The organism is Candidatus Neptunochlamydia vexilliferae (assembly GCF_015356785.1).
Taxonomy (GTDB): Bacteria; Chlamydiota; Chlamydiia; order Chlamydiales; family Simkaniaceae; genus Neptunichlamydia; species Neptunichlamydia vexilliferae.
In genome coordinates, this window is sequence record NZ_JAAEJV010000027.1 from 1 (window position 1) to 16644 (window position 16644).

The 16644-nt window shown below is 43.6% G+C and carries 14 protein-coding genes; 6 read left to right on the forward strand and 8 right to left on the reverse strand.

Features of this window, described 5'->3' with window-relative positions; all coding sequences use genetic code 11:
* The coding region (locus tag NEPTK9_RS05510) for a coiled-coil domain-containing protein (protein WP_228547041.1) at positions 1-2344 on the forward strand (2344 nt) is incomplete at its 5' end.
* Here NEPTK9_RS05510 and aroC read toward each other — a convergent pair.
* From aroC to aroB, 4 genes are read right to left on the reverse strand one after another with little or no spacing between them, the layout of a single operon-like run.
* The gene (gene aroC / locus NEPTK9_RS05515) at positions 2283-3308 is read right to left on the reverse strand and encodes a chorismate synthase (RefSeq protein ID WP_194847836.1); all 1026 of its coding nucleotides are present in this window, start codon (positions 3306-3308) and stop codon (positions 2283-2285) included. The genes NEPTK9_RS05510 and aroC overlap by 62 nt on opposite strands.
* Positions 3298-3828: a shikimate kinase gene (locus NEPTK9_RS05520; RefSeq protein ID WP_194847837.1), complete on the reverse strand. Its 531-nt coding sequence runs from the start codon at positions 3826-3828 to the stop codon at positions 3298-3300. The genes aroC and NEPTK9_RS05520 overlap by 11 nt, the downstream gene beginning before the upstream one ends.
* Entirely contained in the window at positions 3825-5093 is a 1269-nt protein-coding gene (aroA, locus tag NEPTK9_RS05525) for a 3-phosphoshikimate 1-carboxyvinyltransferase (RefSeq protein WP_194847838.1), read from the reverse strand. Before aroA ends, NEPTK9_RS05520 begins: the two co-directional genes overlap by 4 nt.
* A complete protein-coding gene (aroB, locus tag NEPTK9_RS05530) occupies positions 5077-6108 on the reverse strand; it encodes a 3-dehydroquinate synthase (RefSeq protein ID WP_194847839.1) in 1032 nt (343 codons plus the stop codon). Before aroB ends, aroA begins: the two co-directional genes overlap by 17 nt.
* A 124-nt stretch (positions 6109-6232) precedes the next feature.
* Between aroB and NEPTK9_RS05535 the strand changes: the two genes are divergently transcribed.
* Both NEPTK9_RS05535 and NEPTK9_RS05540 read left to right on the forward strand, forming a co-directional pair.
* On the forward strand, positions 6233-7393 hold the full coding sequence (locus NEPTK9_RS05535) for a Fic family protein (protein WP_194847840.1): 1161 nt from the start codon (positions 6233-6235) through the stop codon (positions 7391-7393).
* The gene (locus NEPTK9_RS05540) at positions 7380-8627 is read left to right on the forward strand and encodes a type I 3-dehydroquinate dehydratase (RefSeq protein ID WP_194847841.1); all 1248 of its coding nucleotides are present in this window, start codon (positions 7380-7382) and stop codon (positions 8625-8627) included. The genes NEPTK9_RS05535 and NEPTK9_RS05540 overlap by 14 nt, the downstream gene beginning before the upstream one ends.
* Here NEPTK9_RS05540 and NEPTK9_RS05545 read toward each other — a convergent pair.
* Positions 8545-9648, reverse strand: a complete 1104-nt coding sequence (locus NEPTK9_RS05545; protein WP_194847842.1) for an adenosine kinase — start codon at positions 9646-9648, stop codon at positions 8545-8547. The two genes, NEPTK9_RS05540 and NEPTK9_RS05545, sit on opposite strands and share 83 nt — an antisense overlap.
* Positions 9649-9673: 25 nt before the next feature.
* Entirely contained in the window at positions 9674-10279 is a 606-nt protein-coding gene (locus tag NEPTK9_RS05550) for a tetratricopeptide repeat protein (protein WP_194847843.1), read from the reverse strand.
* A 64-nt stretch (positions 10280-10343) separates the two neighbouring features.
* Between NEPTK9_RS05550 and NEPTK9_RS05555 the strand changes: the two genes are divergently transcribed.
* Both NEPTK9_RS05555 and NEPTK9_RS05560 read left to right on the forward strand, forming a co-directional pair.
* Complete coding sequence (locus NEPTK9_RS05555; protein ID WP_194847844.1) at positions 10344-11756, forward strand: anion permease; 1413 nt, start codon at positions 10344-10346, stop codon at positions 11754-11756.
* The gene (locus NEPTK9_RS05560) at positions 11753-12361 is read left to right on the forward strand and encodes an SET domain-containing protein-lysine N-methyltransferase (RefSeq protein ID WP_194847845.1); all 609 of its coding nucleotides are present in this window, start codon (positions 11753-11755) and stop codon (positions 12359-12361) included. Before NEPTK9_RS05555 ends, NEPTK9_RS05560 begins: the two co-directional genes overlap by 4 nt.
* Here the strand turns inward: NEPTK9_RS05560 and NEPTK9_RS05565 are convergent.
* A complete protein-coding gene (locus NEPTK9_RS05565; protein WP_194847846.1) occupies positions 12356-12781 on the reverse strand; it encodes a hypothetical protein in 426 nt (141 codons plus the stop codon). The two genes, NEPTK9_RS05560 and NEPTK9_RS05565, sit on opposite strands and share 6 nt — an antisense overlap.
* A 286-nt stretch (positions 12782-13067) precedes the next feature.
* Between NEPTK9_RS05565 and NEPTK9_RS05570 the strand changes: the two genes are divergently transcribed.
* A complete protein-coding gene (locus NEPTK9_RS05570; RefSeq protein WP_194847847.1) occupies positions 13068-14450 on the forward strand; it encodes a leucine-rich repeat domain-containing protein in 1383 nt (460 codons plus the stop codon).
* On the opposite strand, the gene NEPTK9_RS05575 is transcribed toward NEPTK9_RS05570, so the two are convergent.
* Positions 14437-16626, reverse strand: a complete 2190-nt coding sequence (locus NEPTK9_RS05575) for a hypothetical protein (protein WP_194847848.1) — start codon at positions 16624-16626, stop codon at positions 14437-14439. The genes NEPTK9_RS05570 and NEPTK9_RS05575 overlap by 14 nt on opposite strands.
* Positions 16627-16644: the final 18 nt, after the last annotated feature.

A 16644-nucleotide genomic window follows, 5' to 3' on the forward strand; every position in this document is an offset into this window, starting at 1 on the left:
GAAGTTACAGAAGCTAAGTAACCAGCACCAAAACATGCTGCAGCAAAAAGAAACCTTAAGCAAAGAAACGCTAGAAAACCAAGAGAAAAACTACAAGCAGCAGATAGAGCAGCTTAAAAAAAGTCATCAGGAAACACTTTCTCAAAGCAAAGATCAGGCAAACTCTAACCTGAATAAACAGCTTGAAGAGCTTAAACAGCAGCACGAACAGAAGTTACAGAAGCTAAATAACCAGCACCAAAACATGCTGCAGCAAAAAGAAACCTTAAGCAAAGAAACGCTAGAAAACCAAGAGAAAAACTACAAGCAGCAGATAGAGCAGCTTAAAAAAAGTCATCAGGAAACACTTTCTCAAAGCAAAGATCAAGCAAACTCTAACCTGAATAAACAGCTTAAAGAGCTTAAACAGCAGCATGAACAGAAGTTACAGAAGCTAAGTAACCAGCACCAAAACATGCTGCAGCAAAAAGAAACCTTAAGCAAAGAAACGCTAGAAAACCAAGAGAAAAACTACAAGCAGCAGATAGAGCAACTTAAGAAAAGTCACCAAGAGGCTCTATCTCAAATCAAAGATCAGGCAAACTCTAACCTGAATAAACAGCTTGAAGAGCTTAAACAGCAGCACGAACAGAAGTTACAGAAGCTAAATAACCAGCACCAAAACATGCTGCAGCAAAAAGAAACCTCAAGCAAAGAAGCACTGGAAAACCAAGAGAAAAACTACAAGCAGCAGATAGAGCAACTTAAGAAAAGTCACCAAGAGACTCTATCTCAAATCAAAGATCAGGCAAACTCCAACCTGAACAGCCAGCTTAATAAGCTTAACCAAAAGTGCAAACAGCAGAAGAAGGTGCTTGAGGGCTTTAATAAGCTTCTTTTTGAAAGCTTCCCCGTCCTTTCAACGGAAAACATCGAGGAGTTTAATCACTTTGCAGGAGCATTGGGTCTTAAAGATGTTAAGGCTTCGATGAATACAGACAAAGTTAGCAACTCAACTAAAACATGGGGCATAAATGTTAATACCAAGGAGACGGAGAGGTCTTTAAAAGACAAAAATCCTAAGGACTATAAGTCTCCTTTTCAGAACTTTAAAGACCAAAACCGAATTGACTTTGAGGGTTTTTTACCCAAAAAAGATAATTGGGAAAAAGTTCTCCATATTGGGGGATCTGTAACCTTAGAGATTTCTCAAAAAAACAAAATGTTTCAATTCTTAGTTTCAAAACCCCATAAAATCAATCGATTGCTTATTAAAAATTTCAAGGGTATTGAAGGAAAATTGCTTGAGGCGGAATGCCTATCGGAAATTCATACTTTGATCTTACAAGGAGATGTTAATTATGAGGGTTTAGAAAAACTTTCGAAAAAATTTCCTAATATTTCTTGTTTTGACTTGAGAAATGCAGTGGTCAAAGGCAATGGGAAAAACTTATCCGAAAAACGGATTGTTTTAGTTAAAGATGATGGACTAAACTTAAAAAGCGTCGAAAAACATTTCAAAAAACTAAATAATTATCTTGTTGAATCTCTTCGCATCTTTAATAAAGATGCCTATGGTCCTTTCCTAAAAAGATTCCCAAAGCCTGGGGAAAGCAAGGAAGACTTTCCTACCGCAGCTGCTTTTATAACAAATGTGAGGTTTATAGTGGGACTCCCAATCAGAGAAACTCCATTCCTAATCCTAGTACCAAGGATTGGCTACTGCTTTCCTAATATGATGCAGCTTAACCTAACTAAATGTCCTGAATTAACTCTTGATAGCCTTAAGGGCTTAAAGCATCTCAAACTAAAGAATCTGTTTCTTGTTGATTGTCCAATGCTCTCTTATAAGAGGACAGCGACAAAAAACCTAGTCCCTAAAGAGAGTGCAATTGATAAGTTAATAGGCAGTAAAATATCTTATGGCTATTTCAAAGGAACTTTAACAGATAAACAATTTAACACTTACTCGGAAAGACTACAGAAAGGAAAAGATATTATTCATACAGTTCCTCACTATATTTTTAAGGAGGGTGTGCAAATCATTAAAAATGGCTCTACTCATAAAAAGACTGTTGAAAGATGCTATCACATTTCCTTTCCTCTACTTATCACAACCTTAAATCAACTGTTTAGCCATGGGTGTGAGATGATTGATCTCATGGAAACCCCTATTTCTGTGGCAGACACAGCCATGCAAGAGGGGGTTTTTACTCACATCAAAGAGCTGAGGGAGGAGACAAAAAAAGAGGTTAAAATTCGCTACACCTCTAGTGAATCCAACAAACATGTGATTTATCCCCCTAGGAAGAGTAACAATGCATCTTCGAGCAGTAGTTCATCAAGTAGCAGTCGACGCAATTAAGCGCTGCCATGGCAGCGACCACCGGGACGGCGCGGATGGCGACGCAGGGGTCGTGGCGGGAACCTGCGGGGAGCTCGAAGATTTGTGCTCCGCCTGCTGTATCGACGGTGGGCTGCGCTCTAGCGATGCTAGAGGTGGGCTTAAACGCAACCCGGAAATCGAGGGGAAGGCCGGTTGAGATCCCACCGAGGGTTCCTCCGGCGTGGTTTGAGGTGGGGACAATATTTCCCGATTCATCGGTGGTAAAACTATCATTGTGCTCTGACCCTTTTATTCGGGCGGCTTCGAAGCCAGAACCGATTTCAAACCCTTTGCTTGCGGGGATAGAAAGCATCCCTTTGGCAAGGTTCGCCTCGAGCTTTTCGTAAATGGGATCGCCGAGGCCGATGGGGAGGCCGGTCACTGTGCAGCTAACGACTCCTCCAACGGAGTCTCCGTTTAAATTTTCAAGAACTTTGAGGATCTCTTTTTCGGTAGTGGCCCCTCCAATGGAGTGGATCTGAGCGGTGACGGTCACTCCGAAGTGGGCGAGGAGCTTTTTGGCAACGGCGCCGGCGGCAACGCGGCAGGCGGTTTCACGGGCGGAGGCGCGCCCTCCTCCTCGGTAATCGAAGATCCCATATTTTTTGAGGTAGGTGAAGTTGGCGTGGCCGGGACGCATGAGCTCTTTAATGGGGGTGTACTTGGAGGGGTCGGCATCTTTATTGGGGATGATGATGGAGATGGGGGCGCCGGTGGTTTTTCCTTTGAAGAGACCGGAGAGGATTTCGGCCTGATCGGGTTCTTTGCGGGGCGAAGTGTGGGGACTTTTTCCGGGGGCGCGCAGAGCAAGTTCGGTGTTGACTTCTTCTTCAGTGAGGGGAAGGCCGGCGGGGCAGCCGTCGATCACAACGCCGATCGCTTTGCCATGGGACTCTCCCCAGGTGGTGATCCGAAAAAGGGTGCCAAAGGAGTTACTTGCCATCGCTGATACTTTTGCAGATGGCGTTGACCACCGCCTCATCCTCCATGGCGGTGATGTTGATCTCTTGGGCTCCGACTTTTTTATAAAAGTCGTGCCGCTCGTCATACATTTTGTCGAAGGAGGCGTCGGGATCGTTCGGGTCGATAAAGGGGGGGAGGGGATCTTCTCCGAGAACCCGTTTGCGGAGCTTTTCTCTTTCGCAAAAGAGGTAGAAGAGGTGGCTATTTTTTTGGAGCGCTTCGATGTTTTCATAGAGGAGCATCGCCCCTCCTCCTGCGGCGATGACCGACTGCTGGACATCTTGAAGGGACTGGATCACTTCATACTCAAGTCCTCGGAAGGAGAGGGGACCGACTTCTTTGTAGATGTCGCGGCAGGTGAGCTTTTTTTGGTGTGTGGACTGATAGGTTTCTTCGATCAGGTGGTCTGTGTCGATGAAGGCCCGCTCAAGTTTTTGGGCAATGAGTTTTCCAAAGGTAGTTTTTCCACACCCTTTGATTCCAAAAAGGACGATATTCACGTGATTTTTGCTCCTAGGTTATTGAACCGCTCTTTAAATTTGGGGTAGGTTTTGGCGATGCAGGCGGTATTATGAACCGTTGAAGGTCCCTTGGCCCCCATAGCAGCAACGGTCAGCGCCATGGCAACGCGGTGATCGCCGTGGCTGTCAAGCTCTGCTCCATGAAGAGGGGAGGGGATGATGATCAACCCATCTTTTTTCTCTTCGATCTCAGCTCCCATTTTTCTTAGTTCCTGTGCCATGACGGCGATCCGGTCACTCTCCTTTTCGCGGGCAACCGCCCCTCCTGTTAGGGTCATTTTCCCTTGGGCATAACACCCCAAAACAGCAAGGATAGGAAGGGCGTCGATCATCGAGTTAATATCGACCTCCATCCCTTGAAGAGGGCCTCCTTCTTGTATGTGAAGGGTCTTACCTTCAAAGGTCATCTTTGCTCCTATTTTTTCTAACACATCGAGGAGCTTTTTGTCCCCTTGAATGTCACTCTTGTCGACATTCTCAAGGGAGATCTCTCTTTGGGTAATGAGGGCAGCGGCTAGTGGGAAGGCAAGGGAGCTAAAATCGCCTGGGATGGTTTTTGTAAATCCTTTGCACCGCCCCCCTCCGGGGATTTTGTAGTGGGTGTAGTCATCATTTTCATAGGGGAGGCCGAGAAAATTGAGCCAGTCGAGGGTGAGGTCGATCCACGGTTTTTCGCCGGGACTTTCGACTGTGATTTCGGTGGGCTCTTTGGCGAAGGAGGCGGCGATCAAAAGGGCAGAAACGGGTTGGGAATCGGAACCATTCAGGGAACACTTTCCCCCTTTAAAGGGGCCGCGGATCGCAAGTGGGGCAAAGCCATCTTCTCCCAAACTTTTTGCAAAGGAGCCGAGCTCTTCAAGGGCGCCGAGCAAGGGGTTCATCGGGCGGCGGGTGCAGATCGACTCATCGCCCGTTACAAGGGTGTGAGAGGGGCGAAGGGCTGCCAAAGCGCTCACAAAGCGGAGGATGATCCCAGAGTTGCCAGCGTTGATAATCTGTTCGGGATGGGAGAGGTTACCTCCCACCCCTTCGACCTCGATAACTTCCTCTTTTTGGGTAACGCGGGCTCCAAATTGCTCGATCACCCGGAGCATGGCTGTGGTATCGGGAGAGTCTAGGGGGTGATGGATCACCGAGGTTCCCTCTGCCAAAAGGGCAAAGAGGAGGGCCCGATGGGTATGGGACTTTGAAGGGGGAACGGTTAAATAGCCTGAAAGGGAAGAGGGCTCAACTTGATAGTGCATCGATCATCCATCCTAAGGTTTCATCGATTAAGGGCTTTGGGACTGTGGTGCAATAGGCCCCTCCATGCCGCTCCACCTTGCCAAGGGCGGAGAGCGTCACAAAACGGGGGACCCCATTTTCTGACTTTTTATCACACTTCATCCATTTTTTCATCCTTTCGACGGTCACTTTGTGAGAAATTTTTAGGGGAAAGCCCCTTTCTCGGATGAGCTGGTAGACCGTTTCAAAATCCTCTATTTTTAAAGTGCCCAATTTATAGGACAAAAAGGACTCGACAACCATCCCAATCGCCACCGCTTCCCCATGGGTAATGGCATACTCTTCGATCCCTTCAAGGGCGTGGCCAATCGTGTGGCCAAAGTTTAGAATGCGGCGCTCTCCCGACTCCTTCAGATCTTTTTCGACGATGTCGCTTTTGATGGTGTAGCTTTCCCGCACCATCTTTTCTAAAGAGGTTTCGCGAAGGAGCGATTTTTTTGCAATGAGGCCATGCTTAATCACCTCGGCCGTTCCGCTTAAAAGCTCTTTTTCGGGGAGGGTTTTTAGAAATGAAAAGTCGATGAAAAGGGCCTGGGGCAAGTGGGTTGCGCCGATGAGGTTTTTCCCTTCTTTGACGTTCACCCCTGTCTTTCCCCCGATGCTGGCATCGACCATCCCTAACAATGTGGTTGGGACTGAGAGGTAGGGAATGCCCCGCATGTAGGTGGCAGCGACGAAGCCGACAAGGTCGGTCACAACACCGCCCCCAAAAGCGATCAATACCGTCTCTCGCCCCGCCCCTTTTTTAAGAAGAGCATTTTCGATCGTTTCTTTTGTTTTGCGGGTCTTATGTTTTTCTCCAGCTGGGAAGGTGATGGAGTCATACTTTAGGAATAAAGGATAGAGGGAGGCGACTGTTTCGTCGGTGACAAGGACAAGAGACTTCCCCTCAGTTGCTTTAAGAAAGTGGGGATCTTCTAAAAGATTTTCTGAAAAATAGGCTTTTTTATCCAACAGACATTCAGTGGTTTGCATTTTCTTAAAATCGATTATACCACTTTTTGATAATAAGACAACCTCTTATGTTCATGGGTGGTGATAAGAAACCGGCTTATTATCGAAATTTGACATTTTCGATAATAAGCGTTATTCTAGCTCTATGGAGATCAAGAATTCGCCTACAGGAAAAATTATAAAATGCCAGAAAGGGTACCGGGCCTTTGTCCCTAACCCTTTAACCACTGACATGGAGTGGGATAATCGTGTTATGATGTCTCTGTCTCGGGCTGATTTTTTACTGGGAAAACTTGCTCGAGAGGGGAGCAAACTTGGGAATCCCCATCTTCTTATCCACCCTTTTGTCACTCGTGAAGCTGTTTTATCGAGTCGAATTGAGGGAACGCAGGCAACAGTTGGAGAAGTCCTTGCAGCTGATGCTGGGATGAAAATCAAACAAAACCCAGACGATCTCAAAGAGGTTCAGAACTATATTATTGCTCTTGAGTATGGGCTGAAACGTTTAGAAAAGATCCCTTTATCGCTGAGACTGATCAAAGAAATTCACCACCACTTAATGCAAGGAGTCAGAGGATTTCATGCAACCCCTGGGGAGTTTAGAAAGAGTCAAAACTGGATTGGGATTGCTGGTTGTACCTTAAACACTGCTAAGTTTGTTCCTCCCCCTCCAGATCACTTGCTTGATTGTTTAGGTGAACTTGAAAAATTTTTGCATGAAAGGGAACTCCCTCCGCTGATACACGCAGCTTTGTGTCAATACCAGTTTGAGGCAATTCACCCCTTTTTAGATGGAAATGGTCGTGTTGGAAGATTATTGATTATACTCCTTTTAATCGAGCAAAGCATTCTCCCTTCCCCGTTACTCTACTTAAGTGCTTTTTTTGAGGCGACCCGCGACGAATACTATCGGCAACTATATAGTCTAAGTTCACAAGGAACATGGCAGGATTGGCTTGTCTATTTTTTAAATGGAGTAGCGCTCCAGTCTGAGGATGCTCTATCTCGAACGGAGCGTATTAATGCTCTTTTAGACAAGTGGAAAGTGAAAATGGCGGTTGGAGGTTCTCAGGCATCTATTGATGTTGTTGAAAACTTTGCGGTGAACCCTTATGTGACGGCTAAAAAAATTGCTGCCGAGCTTGAGGTGGCTTATAGTACGGCGCAACGGGTCATTTCAAGACTGGAGACTGCAAAAATTATTCAGCAAGTTGGAGAGGGAAAACGGGATAAGATTTACTGTGCGACTAAAATTCTGAGTATTTTAGAAGAACCTGCAAAAGTTCGAGCGAATGTTAGTTATTAGCCTCCAAGGAGGCCTTGAAGAGGGACGCGCAGCCATGCGAAAAAAGGCCGATGCGGTCGAGTTTCGTCTCGATCTCATGGAAAAAGAGGCGATTGCCCCTCTTAGAAAAGAGTGCCCCCTGCCAGTGATCTTTACAGGAGGGGAGTATTTCGATCTGGAGCCCGGCTATGTCGATATTCCCTATGACAGCGCCTTAAAAGTTCCACCTGGAATCAAGGTTATCCGCTCCTACCATAACTTTGAAGAGACGCCAGAGAATTTAGAAGCAATTTTGTCCGAGATGGAAAAGCTTCCTGCAGCGATCTATAAAATAGCGACGCAGGCTCACTCAACCCTTGATGCCCTCCGGATGCTTACCTTTGTGCAAGGGCGCAAAAATGTGGCAGGGATGTGCATGGGAGACAAGGGGGCAATCACCCGCATTTTGGGACCGGTGGTGGGAAGTCCTTTGACCTTTGCAGCTCCCAAAAAGGGAAAAGAGACAGCGCCCGGACAGCTCACCGTCGAGGAACTTCAAGGGATTTACCATTTTCATAAGCTAGGTCCTAAAACAAAAATCTTTGGTCTGATTGGCGATCCCATCGATAAAAGTATCGGCCACCTCTTTCATAACGATGCACTGGCAGAATGCGATGCGGTCTATGTAAAAATGGCCCTGAAACCCGAAGAAGTTGCGTCTTTTTTTGAAGCAATCGCGCCCCTTCCCCTCTATGGGCTAAGTGTGACAATGCCCCTAAAGGAGCGGGTTGGCCCGGGCGTATTCAATACGTTGACCAAGAAAGGAAACAAGTGGGAAGGGAGTAATACCGATGGAAAAGGGGCTCTCGATGTGTTAGAAGAGAGGGGGAAAGTGGCTGGGAAAACCCTTCTTATTTTGGGCGCTGGGGGAAGTGCAAAGGCTATTGCTGCCGAAGGGGCGGCGCGGGGGGCTCAGATCCTCATCGCTAACCGAACTCCTGAAAAAGGAAAGGCCCTTGCCCAAGAGGTGAAGGGAAAGTTTTTATCTATTGAGGAGGTAGCCAACTGCCCTTACGATATTTTGGTGAATACAACGCCGGTTGTTCCCATTAACCCAGAAATCATCCATGAGGGGACAGTTGTTTTGAATATTGTCCTTGGAGAGACAAAGCTGTTGGGTGTCAAGGGGTGTACTACGATTTCGGGCTTGGAGATGTTTCTTTCTCAGGGAAGAAAACAACTTGAGAGGTGGGGTTTTCCTCAAACAGACCCTTGATTTCTGTCCATACTTGGTCAGGAATTTCTGCTCCAACCCGTTTGATCACATAAGAAGCGCAGATCGTTCCCATTTGAGCACATTTTTCAAGTGGTTTCCCTGTAAGATAGCCATGTAAAAAGCCGCTAGCATAGAGATCTCCTGCCCCTGTGGTGTCGATCACTTGGACGGGAAAGACCCCCATTCGAAACTGTTTTTCCTTGCCGCTGACCCAAGAGCCCCGGTCGCTCATCGTGACAACGGAAACAGCGCAAAGTTCAGAAAGAAAACGAGAAGCTTCCTTTGGTTTGAGTCCAGTGAGCTCTTCTGCCTCCACCTCATTGCAAAAAACGATGTCGATATATTTCTCTAAGATATTGCGGATAAAGGTTTTATTTCTTCGGACGACTTCAAGGCTTGCTAGATCTACAGAAATAAGAACATTGGCCTCTTTAGCAAGTTTTAGGGTCCGGATGACGAGATCGGGATCGACAAGCTGATACCCCTCTAGGTGAAAAAGGTCCACCTTTTCAAAGATGCTGGGATCGAACTTAAGATCGGTAAGGCTATGAGAGGCTCCTAGGTAGGTGCGGAAGGTCCGCTCCCGGTCAGGGGTGATGAGGCAAACCGCTTGCCCTGTTGGAAGGGCCCCCTCTTCAAGGAGAGGAACAACACCTAGCTCTTTCATTTTTTTCGAGTAGTATTTTCCTTTGTCATCGTTACCCACTTTCCCCACAATGGCACACTTTTGTCCCAGCTGAGCAAGCCCTTTGATCACATTGGAGCCGCTTCCTCCAGGGGCCATCTGAGCTGCTCCCTTATTCTTATTAAGGAGGGAGCAAAGGGTGGGGTAGTCGATCGGGGCCCAACTTCCCTTCTCTTCCGCCATCGCTTTGAGCTCTTCATTGGTGATGAAAAAGTAGTGATCGATGATCGCCCCTGTTAGCCCTAGTACCCCATATTCTTTAGGGGCATTGGGGTCGTAAGACTCCCCAAGCAGGATACTTTGAAGAAAAAGAAGAAGGAAAAAGATATAGCGCATTTTGACTCCCCGGTTTCGCCAAAGTCTAACCTTTTTTTAGTTTAAAAAAAAGCTTTTTCGCTAAAACTTTTGGACCAGGATGATCGGGATCTACTTTTGCTGCTAAATAGTGGTAACATTCTGCCGCTTCTTTTTTCCCAATCGCGAGGTGGTAAAAGCCCATGACAACCATGAAGCCGCGAAACTCAGAGACATGAAAGGTTTTCCGCTCCGGATAGAGCTCGGTAAGGCTATAGGTATGGTTAAAGACCTCCCCAATGGCTTCAGATTTTTTCTTCCTTAAGCAGAGGTCTGCATAGTTAATCCGAGCAAAAAGATCATGGGGATTGTTTGCATAATTTTCCCGGATTAAGCGGTTTGCCTTAAAGATTTTTCGACGAGAGAGGTAGAGAAAAGTGAGCAAATTGAGCACTGCAGGACTGTTGGGGTACTTTTCTCGAAATTTTTCGACTTTTTTTTGAGCTTTTTTAGGGCTCTCTTCTGCTAACGAATAAAAGGTTAAGAACTCTGCCAAATCTTCTTTAGAAAACTCTTGTTTTAAGGAGCTTAAGTCTTGCTTCCAACTTAACTTATGAGAGGGAAGATAGAAGTGAGGGGTCCGTTGCTCCGGCACCAGAAACGTATTTTTCATTTGCGTAAAAAATTTCCCCTTATTTAAACTTGAAGACTTTGATCTTACCGGAGAAGGCGCCTACATGTCTAGAGTCTTTAATAAAAAAATTCTTTCCTTTGCCCTGAGCATTATCGTGGGGCTTCTCATTTGGAATTTAAAGCCACCTGAAGGGGTGACGACGCAAGCAATGCACATGTTTGCGATTTTTATTTTTACAGTGATTGGGATCATTCTCCGTCCTGTTCCCATTGGAACCTTTGCCTTCCTGGGGCTTGTTCTCACCGCAGCGACCAAGACGCTGACCTTTGAGCAGGCCTTTAGCGGCTTTGTCCATCCCATTGTGTGGCTGATCGTCATCGCCTTTTTTATCTCTCGGGGCTTTATTAAAACGGGGCTGGGAGAGAGGATCGCCTACATTATCATTCGTTACTTGGGAAAAAGCACCCTTGGGATGGGGTATGGGATGGTCCTCACTGATCTTCTTTTAGCGCCGGCGATTCCCAGCGTAACCGCTCGGGTGGGGGGAATTATCTACCCGATCGTCAACTCCCTTGCCAAAGCATTTGGAAGTGAGCCTTACAGCCATCCTCGGAGACTGGGCTCCTTTTTGATCAAGGTGACCTTCCAAGGGTCGGTGATTACCAGTGGAATGTTCCTTACCTCAATGGCTGGAAACCCCCTTATTGCCGACATTGCAGAAGGGATTGGAATTCATATTACCTGGGGTGGTTGGGTCCTTGCAGCCTCTATTCCTGGTCTTGTTTGTTTAGGGATTATCCCCCTCTTTCTCTATAAGTTTTACCCTCCAGAGATTAAGGAAACACCCAATGCCCGCACCTTTGCCGATAAAAAGCTCAAAGAGATGGGGAAAGTGCGCTCTCAAGAGTGGGTCATGATCTTCTCGTTTGTCCTTTTAATCACTCTGTGGATTTTAGGCCCTTTCATCCAGATGAAAGCGGTCATCGCTGCTCTGATTGGGTTAGTTGTCCTTCTTCTAACCGCAGTCCTTTCCTGGGACGATGTGATCAAGGAAAAGGGAGCTTGGAATACCCTGATGTGGTTTGCAACCTTGATTATGATGGCCACCTTCCTCAATAAGTTGGGTCTAACCACCTGGTTTAGCGGGTATGTCAAGGGGCATGTCCAGGGCTTTCCCTGGTTTACCGCCTTTATTATCCTCTCTCTTGTCTATTTCTATAGCCATTACTTCTTTGCCAGTATTGTGGCCCACATCGGCTCGATGTACTCCGCATTCCTTGTCTTGATGGTAGCGCTTGGTGCTCCCGGGATGTTTGCGGCGCTCACTTTAGGGTTCCTTAGCAACCTCATGGGAGGGTTGACCCACTATGCGTGCGGCCCAGCGCCGATCTATTTTGGATCGAGCTACGTGAAGGTCACCGATTGGTGGAAGTTTGGGTTCTACGCCAGCATTATTAACATCGTGATCTACTTTACTGTTGGAAGTGTGTGGTGGCGTCTCCTCGGACACCTATGATCTTGATTTATCGAGACGATAAAATCGTCCCGATCCCTATCAAAGAGTTTGAGGAGCGGCTGGGGATCACCTATACCGATACGCTCACCTTTGATTCACCGAAGATTATCGAAAAGATGAAAAAAAAGTGTGCTCGTAAGATGAAGCGGAAAAAATTCTTCGAGATGAACCGGTGGACCTTAGCGCTCCATGAAAAGGCGATGGCCTCTCCGCGTGAGCATCTCTACTATATCCGGTGGATCAACCGCTACCTCGGCTATGGCGTGTTTGCAGCGTGCGATATCCCCGCCCTGACCTACATGGGGGAGTATACCGGCCACGTCCAAAAGAGGCGAAAGCGGAAGAACCGCTTCAACGACTATGTCTTTAGCTATGACATCTGTGGAAAGGCGACCCGTTACTGCATCGACGCCAAAGAGCAGGGGAATTTCACCCGCTTTTTCAACCACAGTGATAAGCCCAACCTCACCTCCCGTTGGGTCATTAAGGAGGGGATCAGCCATATTATCTTCTTTTCGAACAAGCTGATCCCTAAGGGAACGCAGCTTACCTACTGCTACGGTCCCTGGTACTGGCGGAGCCGCAGCTGCCCTGCTTCTCTATGAGGGATCGAAAATTGTAATGCTTGTAATTTTTTCCATTCCGTTTTTCCCTTCAGGATCATTATAAATTTCAATTTTTCTTTTTCCAATCGGAGTAAGATTTTTTAATATGTCATCTTGCTCACCAATGCTATACTCTCTAATATTTTTTGACTTAAAGGGAGGGATACTTGCTAGCTTTTGGCGAGCCTCCATTATTATTTTAGCTTTTTCAGAGGTGCTTAAAAGCTCCACACGAATTTTCTCTCCCTCTACTACGCATGCTCTTAGCCACTTGCTTTCTTTTTTACCCATAATTATAGCCTGTAAAGACTTTGGGTCATCCTCTTGTTTCCTACAAAACTCGATTTTTCTATTATTTTCTGATGCTACTCCGTAAGAATAGTAGTAACTTGCAATAGTTGTTTGACTACTTGATGACATGGAAACCTCCTTAACCTCAGTTTCAGATTTATTTTACTTAACCTCAGGGGATTTTACCTTCAATCAAAAAAAAGAAAATTTAAGCAAAGCTCTCTCCGGAGTTAAGCAAACCAATCCCGAAACTGAGGCCTTCAGTCTCAAGCAGGATTTTAGCCTAAGCTGGTGTTAATTGACAGGAAAATCCCTGAATAAAAAACATTATATTTTTTTTGAGAGGTTTTCATTGCACTAAAAGACCTAGATAAGTATGATATAATACATCAAACAACCTTAGAGAGGTGGAAAAATGTCTTCTTCAGATAAATTATCTTTAATTCCTTCTTGTTCCCAACTTAATGTATTTGAAAAAAAAGTTCCGCAGTTAAACAAAAAACAGGCATTTTCACCTCCAAACCCATCGGTAAGTATTGAGCAGATAAAAGAAATGGCAATCCACTTCTTTACTACCGAATCAATAGCAAACTCTTCTAAAACTCAAAAAGCATCTTCATGGATAAAGCTAGGAACTGAGGTTGCTTTGCAAAAAATTTTCAAATCTAACCGAGATTTGTTTAATGAAATATCTTCAGAAATTGATGATGTGATCGATTTAAAGTCGAAAAAGATTGAATCCAGTCATAGAGAAGCTTTCAAGATGCTTTGGTCTGGTAATAAACAAAAACTGGTTTGTGATATCCTTGGTACCTTGATGCTTGGCCCTACGACAACAATGGTACTTCTTTCAGATTTTAAATCAGAGCCAAATCGCCAAAAAAAATCTTATCTTTTATTACGTGTAAAAATTAGCATAAAAACATTAGAGCAGCTAAATATTTCTCAGAAAGAAAAAGAAACATGGAAAAATAAGCTTCATAATGAGATAGATAGCTTTTCTTTACAACCAGCCTTCCAAGAAGTTATTGCTGCCTCTGAGTTTATAGCTTACTACCTTTTAAAAACAGACCTTTATACTCTGAATGGAAAAGCTTTAAAAGAGGTTATTTGTTGGGACAGCCAGGACGAGATGTTATCTTATATTGTTAGGGACGCTGTTAAAAATAGCCTTAGTATAACAAGTTACCACCATTCTCTAGACATAAATATATGCCACATCATCTCAGGTATATTTGCGGCTTCTTTAGATAACCCTAAGGAAGCAAATAACTACTTTTCCCAAATGTTTGGTTATATAGAAAAATTGCAATCTAAAATTACCCCTAGTCTCTGCTCTCATGAAAAAAACTGCTTATCGAATGAAAAGAAATATGAAAACTTATTCAACTTTATAATAAAGCATGCCAAAAACCATAACGCACGCCAGCTTGCTGAACAAGCTCTACAGAATAAACCAAAGCAGTCTGAGCTAGCAGATCAAATAAACCTACTCGATCTTTCCGGTTGTTGCTTAAAAGAGTCGGATTTAAAGAATTCGAATATTGAGCTCCTTAGGGAGTTGCGTTCTTTAGACTTATCAACCAATTGTCTAGAGCACATTCCAGATGCTATTGAAAAATTAAGGTATTTGAGATCATTGACCATTAATGGAAATAAGCTAAAACAAATCCCAAAATTTATTTCAAAAATGCCTAATCTTAACTATCTCTCTATTCTTAAAAACCCCATCAAAGAGGTTCCTGCTTCCCTGAAAAAAATTATTTGGGAGTTGCCTTACCTTGCTAGTTGGGTTTAAAAAGGCTTGCATATTTTTCAATATTTTTTTTTGCATCTAATCCTGCAACAACTCTTAATGCAGTGTAGCACTCTACCGCTGTGGTGTGAGGAAAGGGAAAGCTTGCTCTTATAAAAAAGGGTAGGTCTTTAGAAGGAGCTGATTGAGCAACCCTTTTCTCTAGAGTCGCTGTAGCTAGTTCTTTGTTATCATTCCCTTTAGGGTGTATTCCAATAACCGGAATATTTTGATCTCTTTCTTGCAGTATAAGTTCGTCTTTTTTTAGTCTTTCATATAAAGCATTTGTATTCTCAAGGATTGTTTTATAATAATTTTCAATACTCGTCATCCCTTTTCCTATAAAAAGTGAAAAAAAACTTTCAGCTTCTTTAGACATAAGATCTTTATCTCTGCTTTTTTTAAGCCTTAGACTTAAAGTATCTTCTTTCTCAAAACAGACAATAGCGCCCCCAGTATATTTATCAAAACCACAGCTATAAAATTTAGCTAAACTTGTTGTAAGTACTAATCGAAGTTTTCCGCTTTGAATTTCGTTTTCCAGAGCTTTTTTTATATCCCAAATTTTTTTCTCCGTTAGTAGCGTTGTCGAAGTATCTAACACCACTGTAAGAGGGAGAAGCTTATCCTCCCTGTTAGAAAGAGCTTTTTCTACAAGCTTTACTACTGGACTTTCCTCAACCTTTTCTAGGGTTACATTATTGGGGTAAAGATCTAGAACAAGTAGATCTAGATCTTCTGAGAATTCATCATTATTTTTGATTGTGGATACATTCCACTTAGACAGCAACCAAACTAACTCATCTTTGATTTCATAATAGCTACTTTCTAACACATTTAAAGAAGGTGTTTTGTTTTTATAGTCTTCAAGTATAGCTTGTAAAATGTAGTCAAAGCATGCCATTCCACTATTATAGCACAGCACTGTTCCATCTTTGTCTGGTAAAGAAGTGTGAATAACTTCTTCAAGTTCTTTTTCTTGCTTAACAAATAGACTACAGAAAATTATCTCTTCGATAATTGAGTGGTAATGGTTAAGAGCTTCTTGAAACGACAGGTTGTTGTTTAAACTCTGACAGTCTTCAAGTATTTTTTTAGCGCTGAACTTAGTAAGGTCATTTTCTTGAATTCTATCTAAAATATCCTCTAAAAGAGTTAAAATAAGTTCTGTATAAGAAGAAAAAAGCTGGTTTTTACATCCTTGAAGTTTATCCTTCGCGTTTTTTAAAGTGTTTTTTGCAAGTTGATTCTGGTTAGAATGGGAAGAAGAAGACGAACTGGAGGAGCTAGAAGAAAAATTAGAGCTTTGAGAACTTAATCGAGAGTTTTCTGTTGTATTGCTTAGTATTTTGAATCCTGTTTCAGCTAAAGCTCTTTTTATCATAATCATTTCTGGATAACCACCAATAACCCCCCGGTGATCAAGCATTTCTGCAATAGCTTTGTATTCTTTATTTCCTTTTTTCAAGTGGCAGTTGTTTTTTGAGAAAAAGATATAGACTCCAACATATTCGTTGACCTTAAGAACACCTCCAAAAAAAAAGTTGCCTTGTTGCTTATTAAGATTTTTAACTGTTTTAGCAATTTTGAGGTTAACGATATCTATATCATCAGAATCGTTAGTAAAGAAACCCTTAATCCACTCACTAATATCAAAAAAAACTAGATTATTTTGGGTTTGAATACTGGTAATTTTTGAAGTTTTGGTGTACCCCAAATTATGGTAAGTACAGCTCCTTTCCATAGCTATAGGAAACCGATTTGGCTTAATTAACCCAGCACTATATTTATTATTAAAATCAATATTATTTGGTAACCGGTCCTTAAAGACCTGTTTGAAAATCTGCAGTGTTGGAGAGCCATCCCCCCGATAATATGTTGCTTTATTATCTTTTTTTCTAAGGTAATCGAGTGGAGAGCGGTCAATTATATCATGATCCGTTAGTATGGGAATCGTACTCCCTCTAGAAAGAAAGTGTAGGGCAAAAGTCTTCACTTTAATCAAGGTATCTCTATCTTGAATATCTTTTGTAAGACCTGATAGACAAGAAATTTTTTCATAAAATCGGTTAAAAAGTTTAGTGAAATCTTTAGTTGTTATATGTTCGAGGCTCTTTGTAAGGTTTTCCTGAGCCGGTATCTCTATGTCTATCCTTTTGCTATTAGATGTTGCTGACATTTCTTCCTCTTAATGTTA

Bases quoted from the DNA above. Each gene is read 5' to 3' on its own strand.
- aroC (WP_194847836.1), bottom strand. From the start codon at position 3,308: ATGGCAAGTAACTCCTTTGGCACCCTTTTTCGGATCACCACCTGGGGA.
- aroA (WP_194847838.1), bottom strand. From the start codon at position 5,093: ATGCACTATCAAGTTGAGCCCTCTTCCCTTTCAGGCTATTTAACCGTT.
- aroB (WP_194847839.1), bottom strand. From the start codon at position 6,108: ATGCAAACCACTGAATGTCTGTTGGATAAAAAAGCCTATTTTTCAGAA.
- NEPTK9_RS05535 (WP_194847840.1), top strand. From the start codon at position 6,233: ATGGAGATCAAGAATTCGCCTACAGGAAAAATTATAAAATGCCAGAAA.
- NEPTK9_RS05540 (WP_194847841.1), top strand. From the start codon at position 7,380: ATGTTAGTTATTAGCCTCCAAGGAGGCCTTGAAGAGGGACGCGCAGCC.
- NEPTK9_RS05545 (WP_194847842.1), bottom strand. From the start codon at position 9,648: ATGCGCTATATCTTTTTCCTTCTTCTTTTTCTTCAAAGTATCCTGCTT.
- NEPTK9_RS05550 (WP_194847843.1), bottom strand. From the start codon at position 10,279: ATGAAAAATACGTTTCTGGTGCCGGAGCAACGGACCCCTCACTTCTAT.
- NEPTK9_RS05555 (WP_194847844.1), top strand. From the start codon at position 10,344: ATGTCTAGAGTCTTTAATAAAAAAATTCTTTCCTTTGCCCTGAGCATT.
- NEPTK9_RS05560 (WP_194847845.1), top strand. From the start codon at position 11,753: ATGATCTTGATTTATCGAGACGATAAAATCGTCCCGATCCCTATCAAA.
- NEPTK9_RS05565 (WP_194847846.1), bottom strand. From the start codon at position 12,781: ATGTCATCAAGTAGTCAAACAACTATTGCAAGTTACTACTATTCTTAC.
- NEPTK9_RS05570 (WP_194847847.1), top strand. From the start codon at position 13,068: ATGTCTTCTTCAGATAAATTATCTTTAATTCCTTCTTGTTCCCAACTT.
- NEPTK9_RS05575 (WP_194847848.1), bottom strand. From the start codon at position 16,626: ATGTCAGCAACATCTAATAGCAAAAGGATAGACATAGAGATACCGGCT.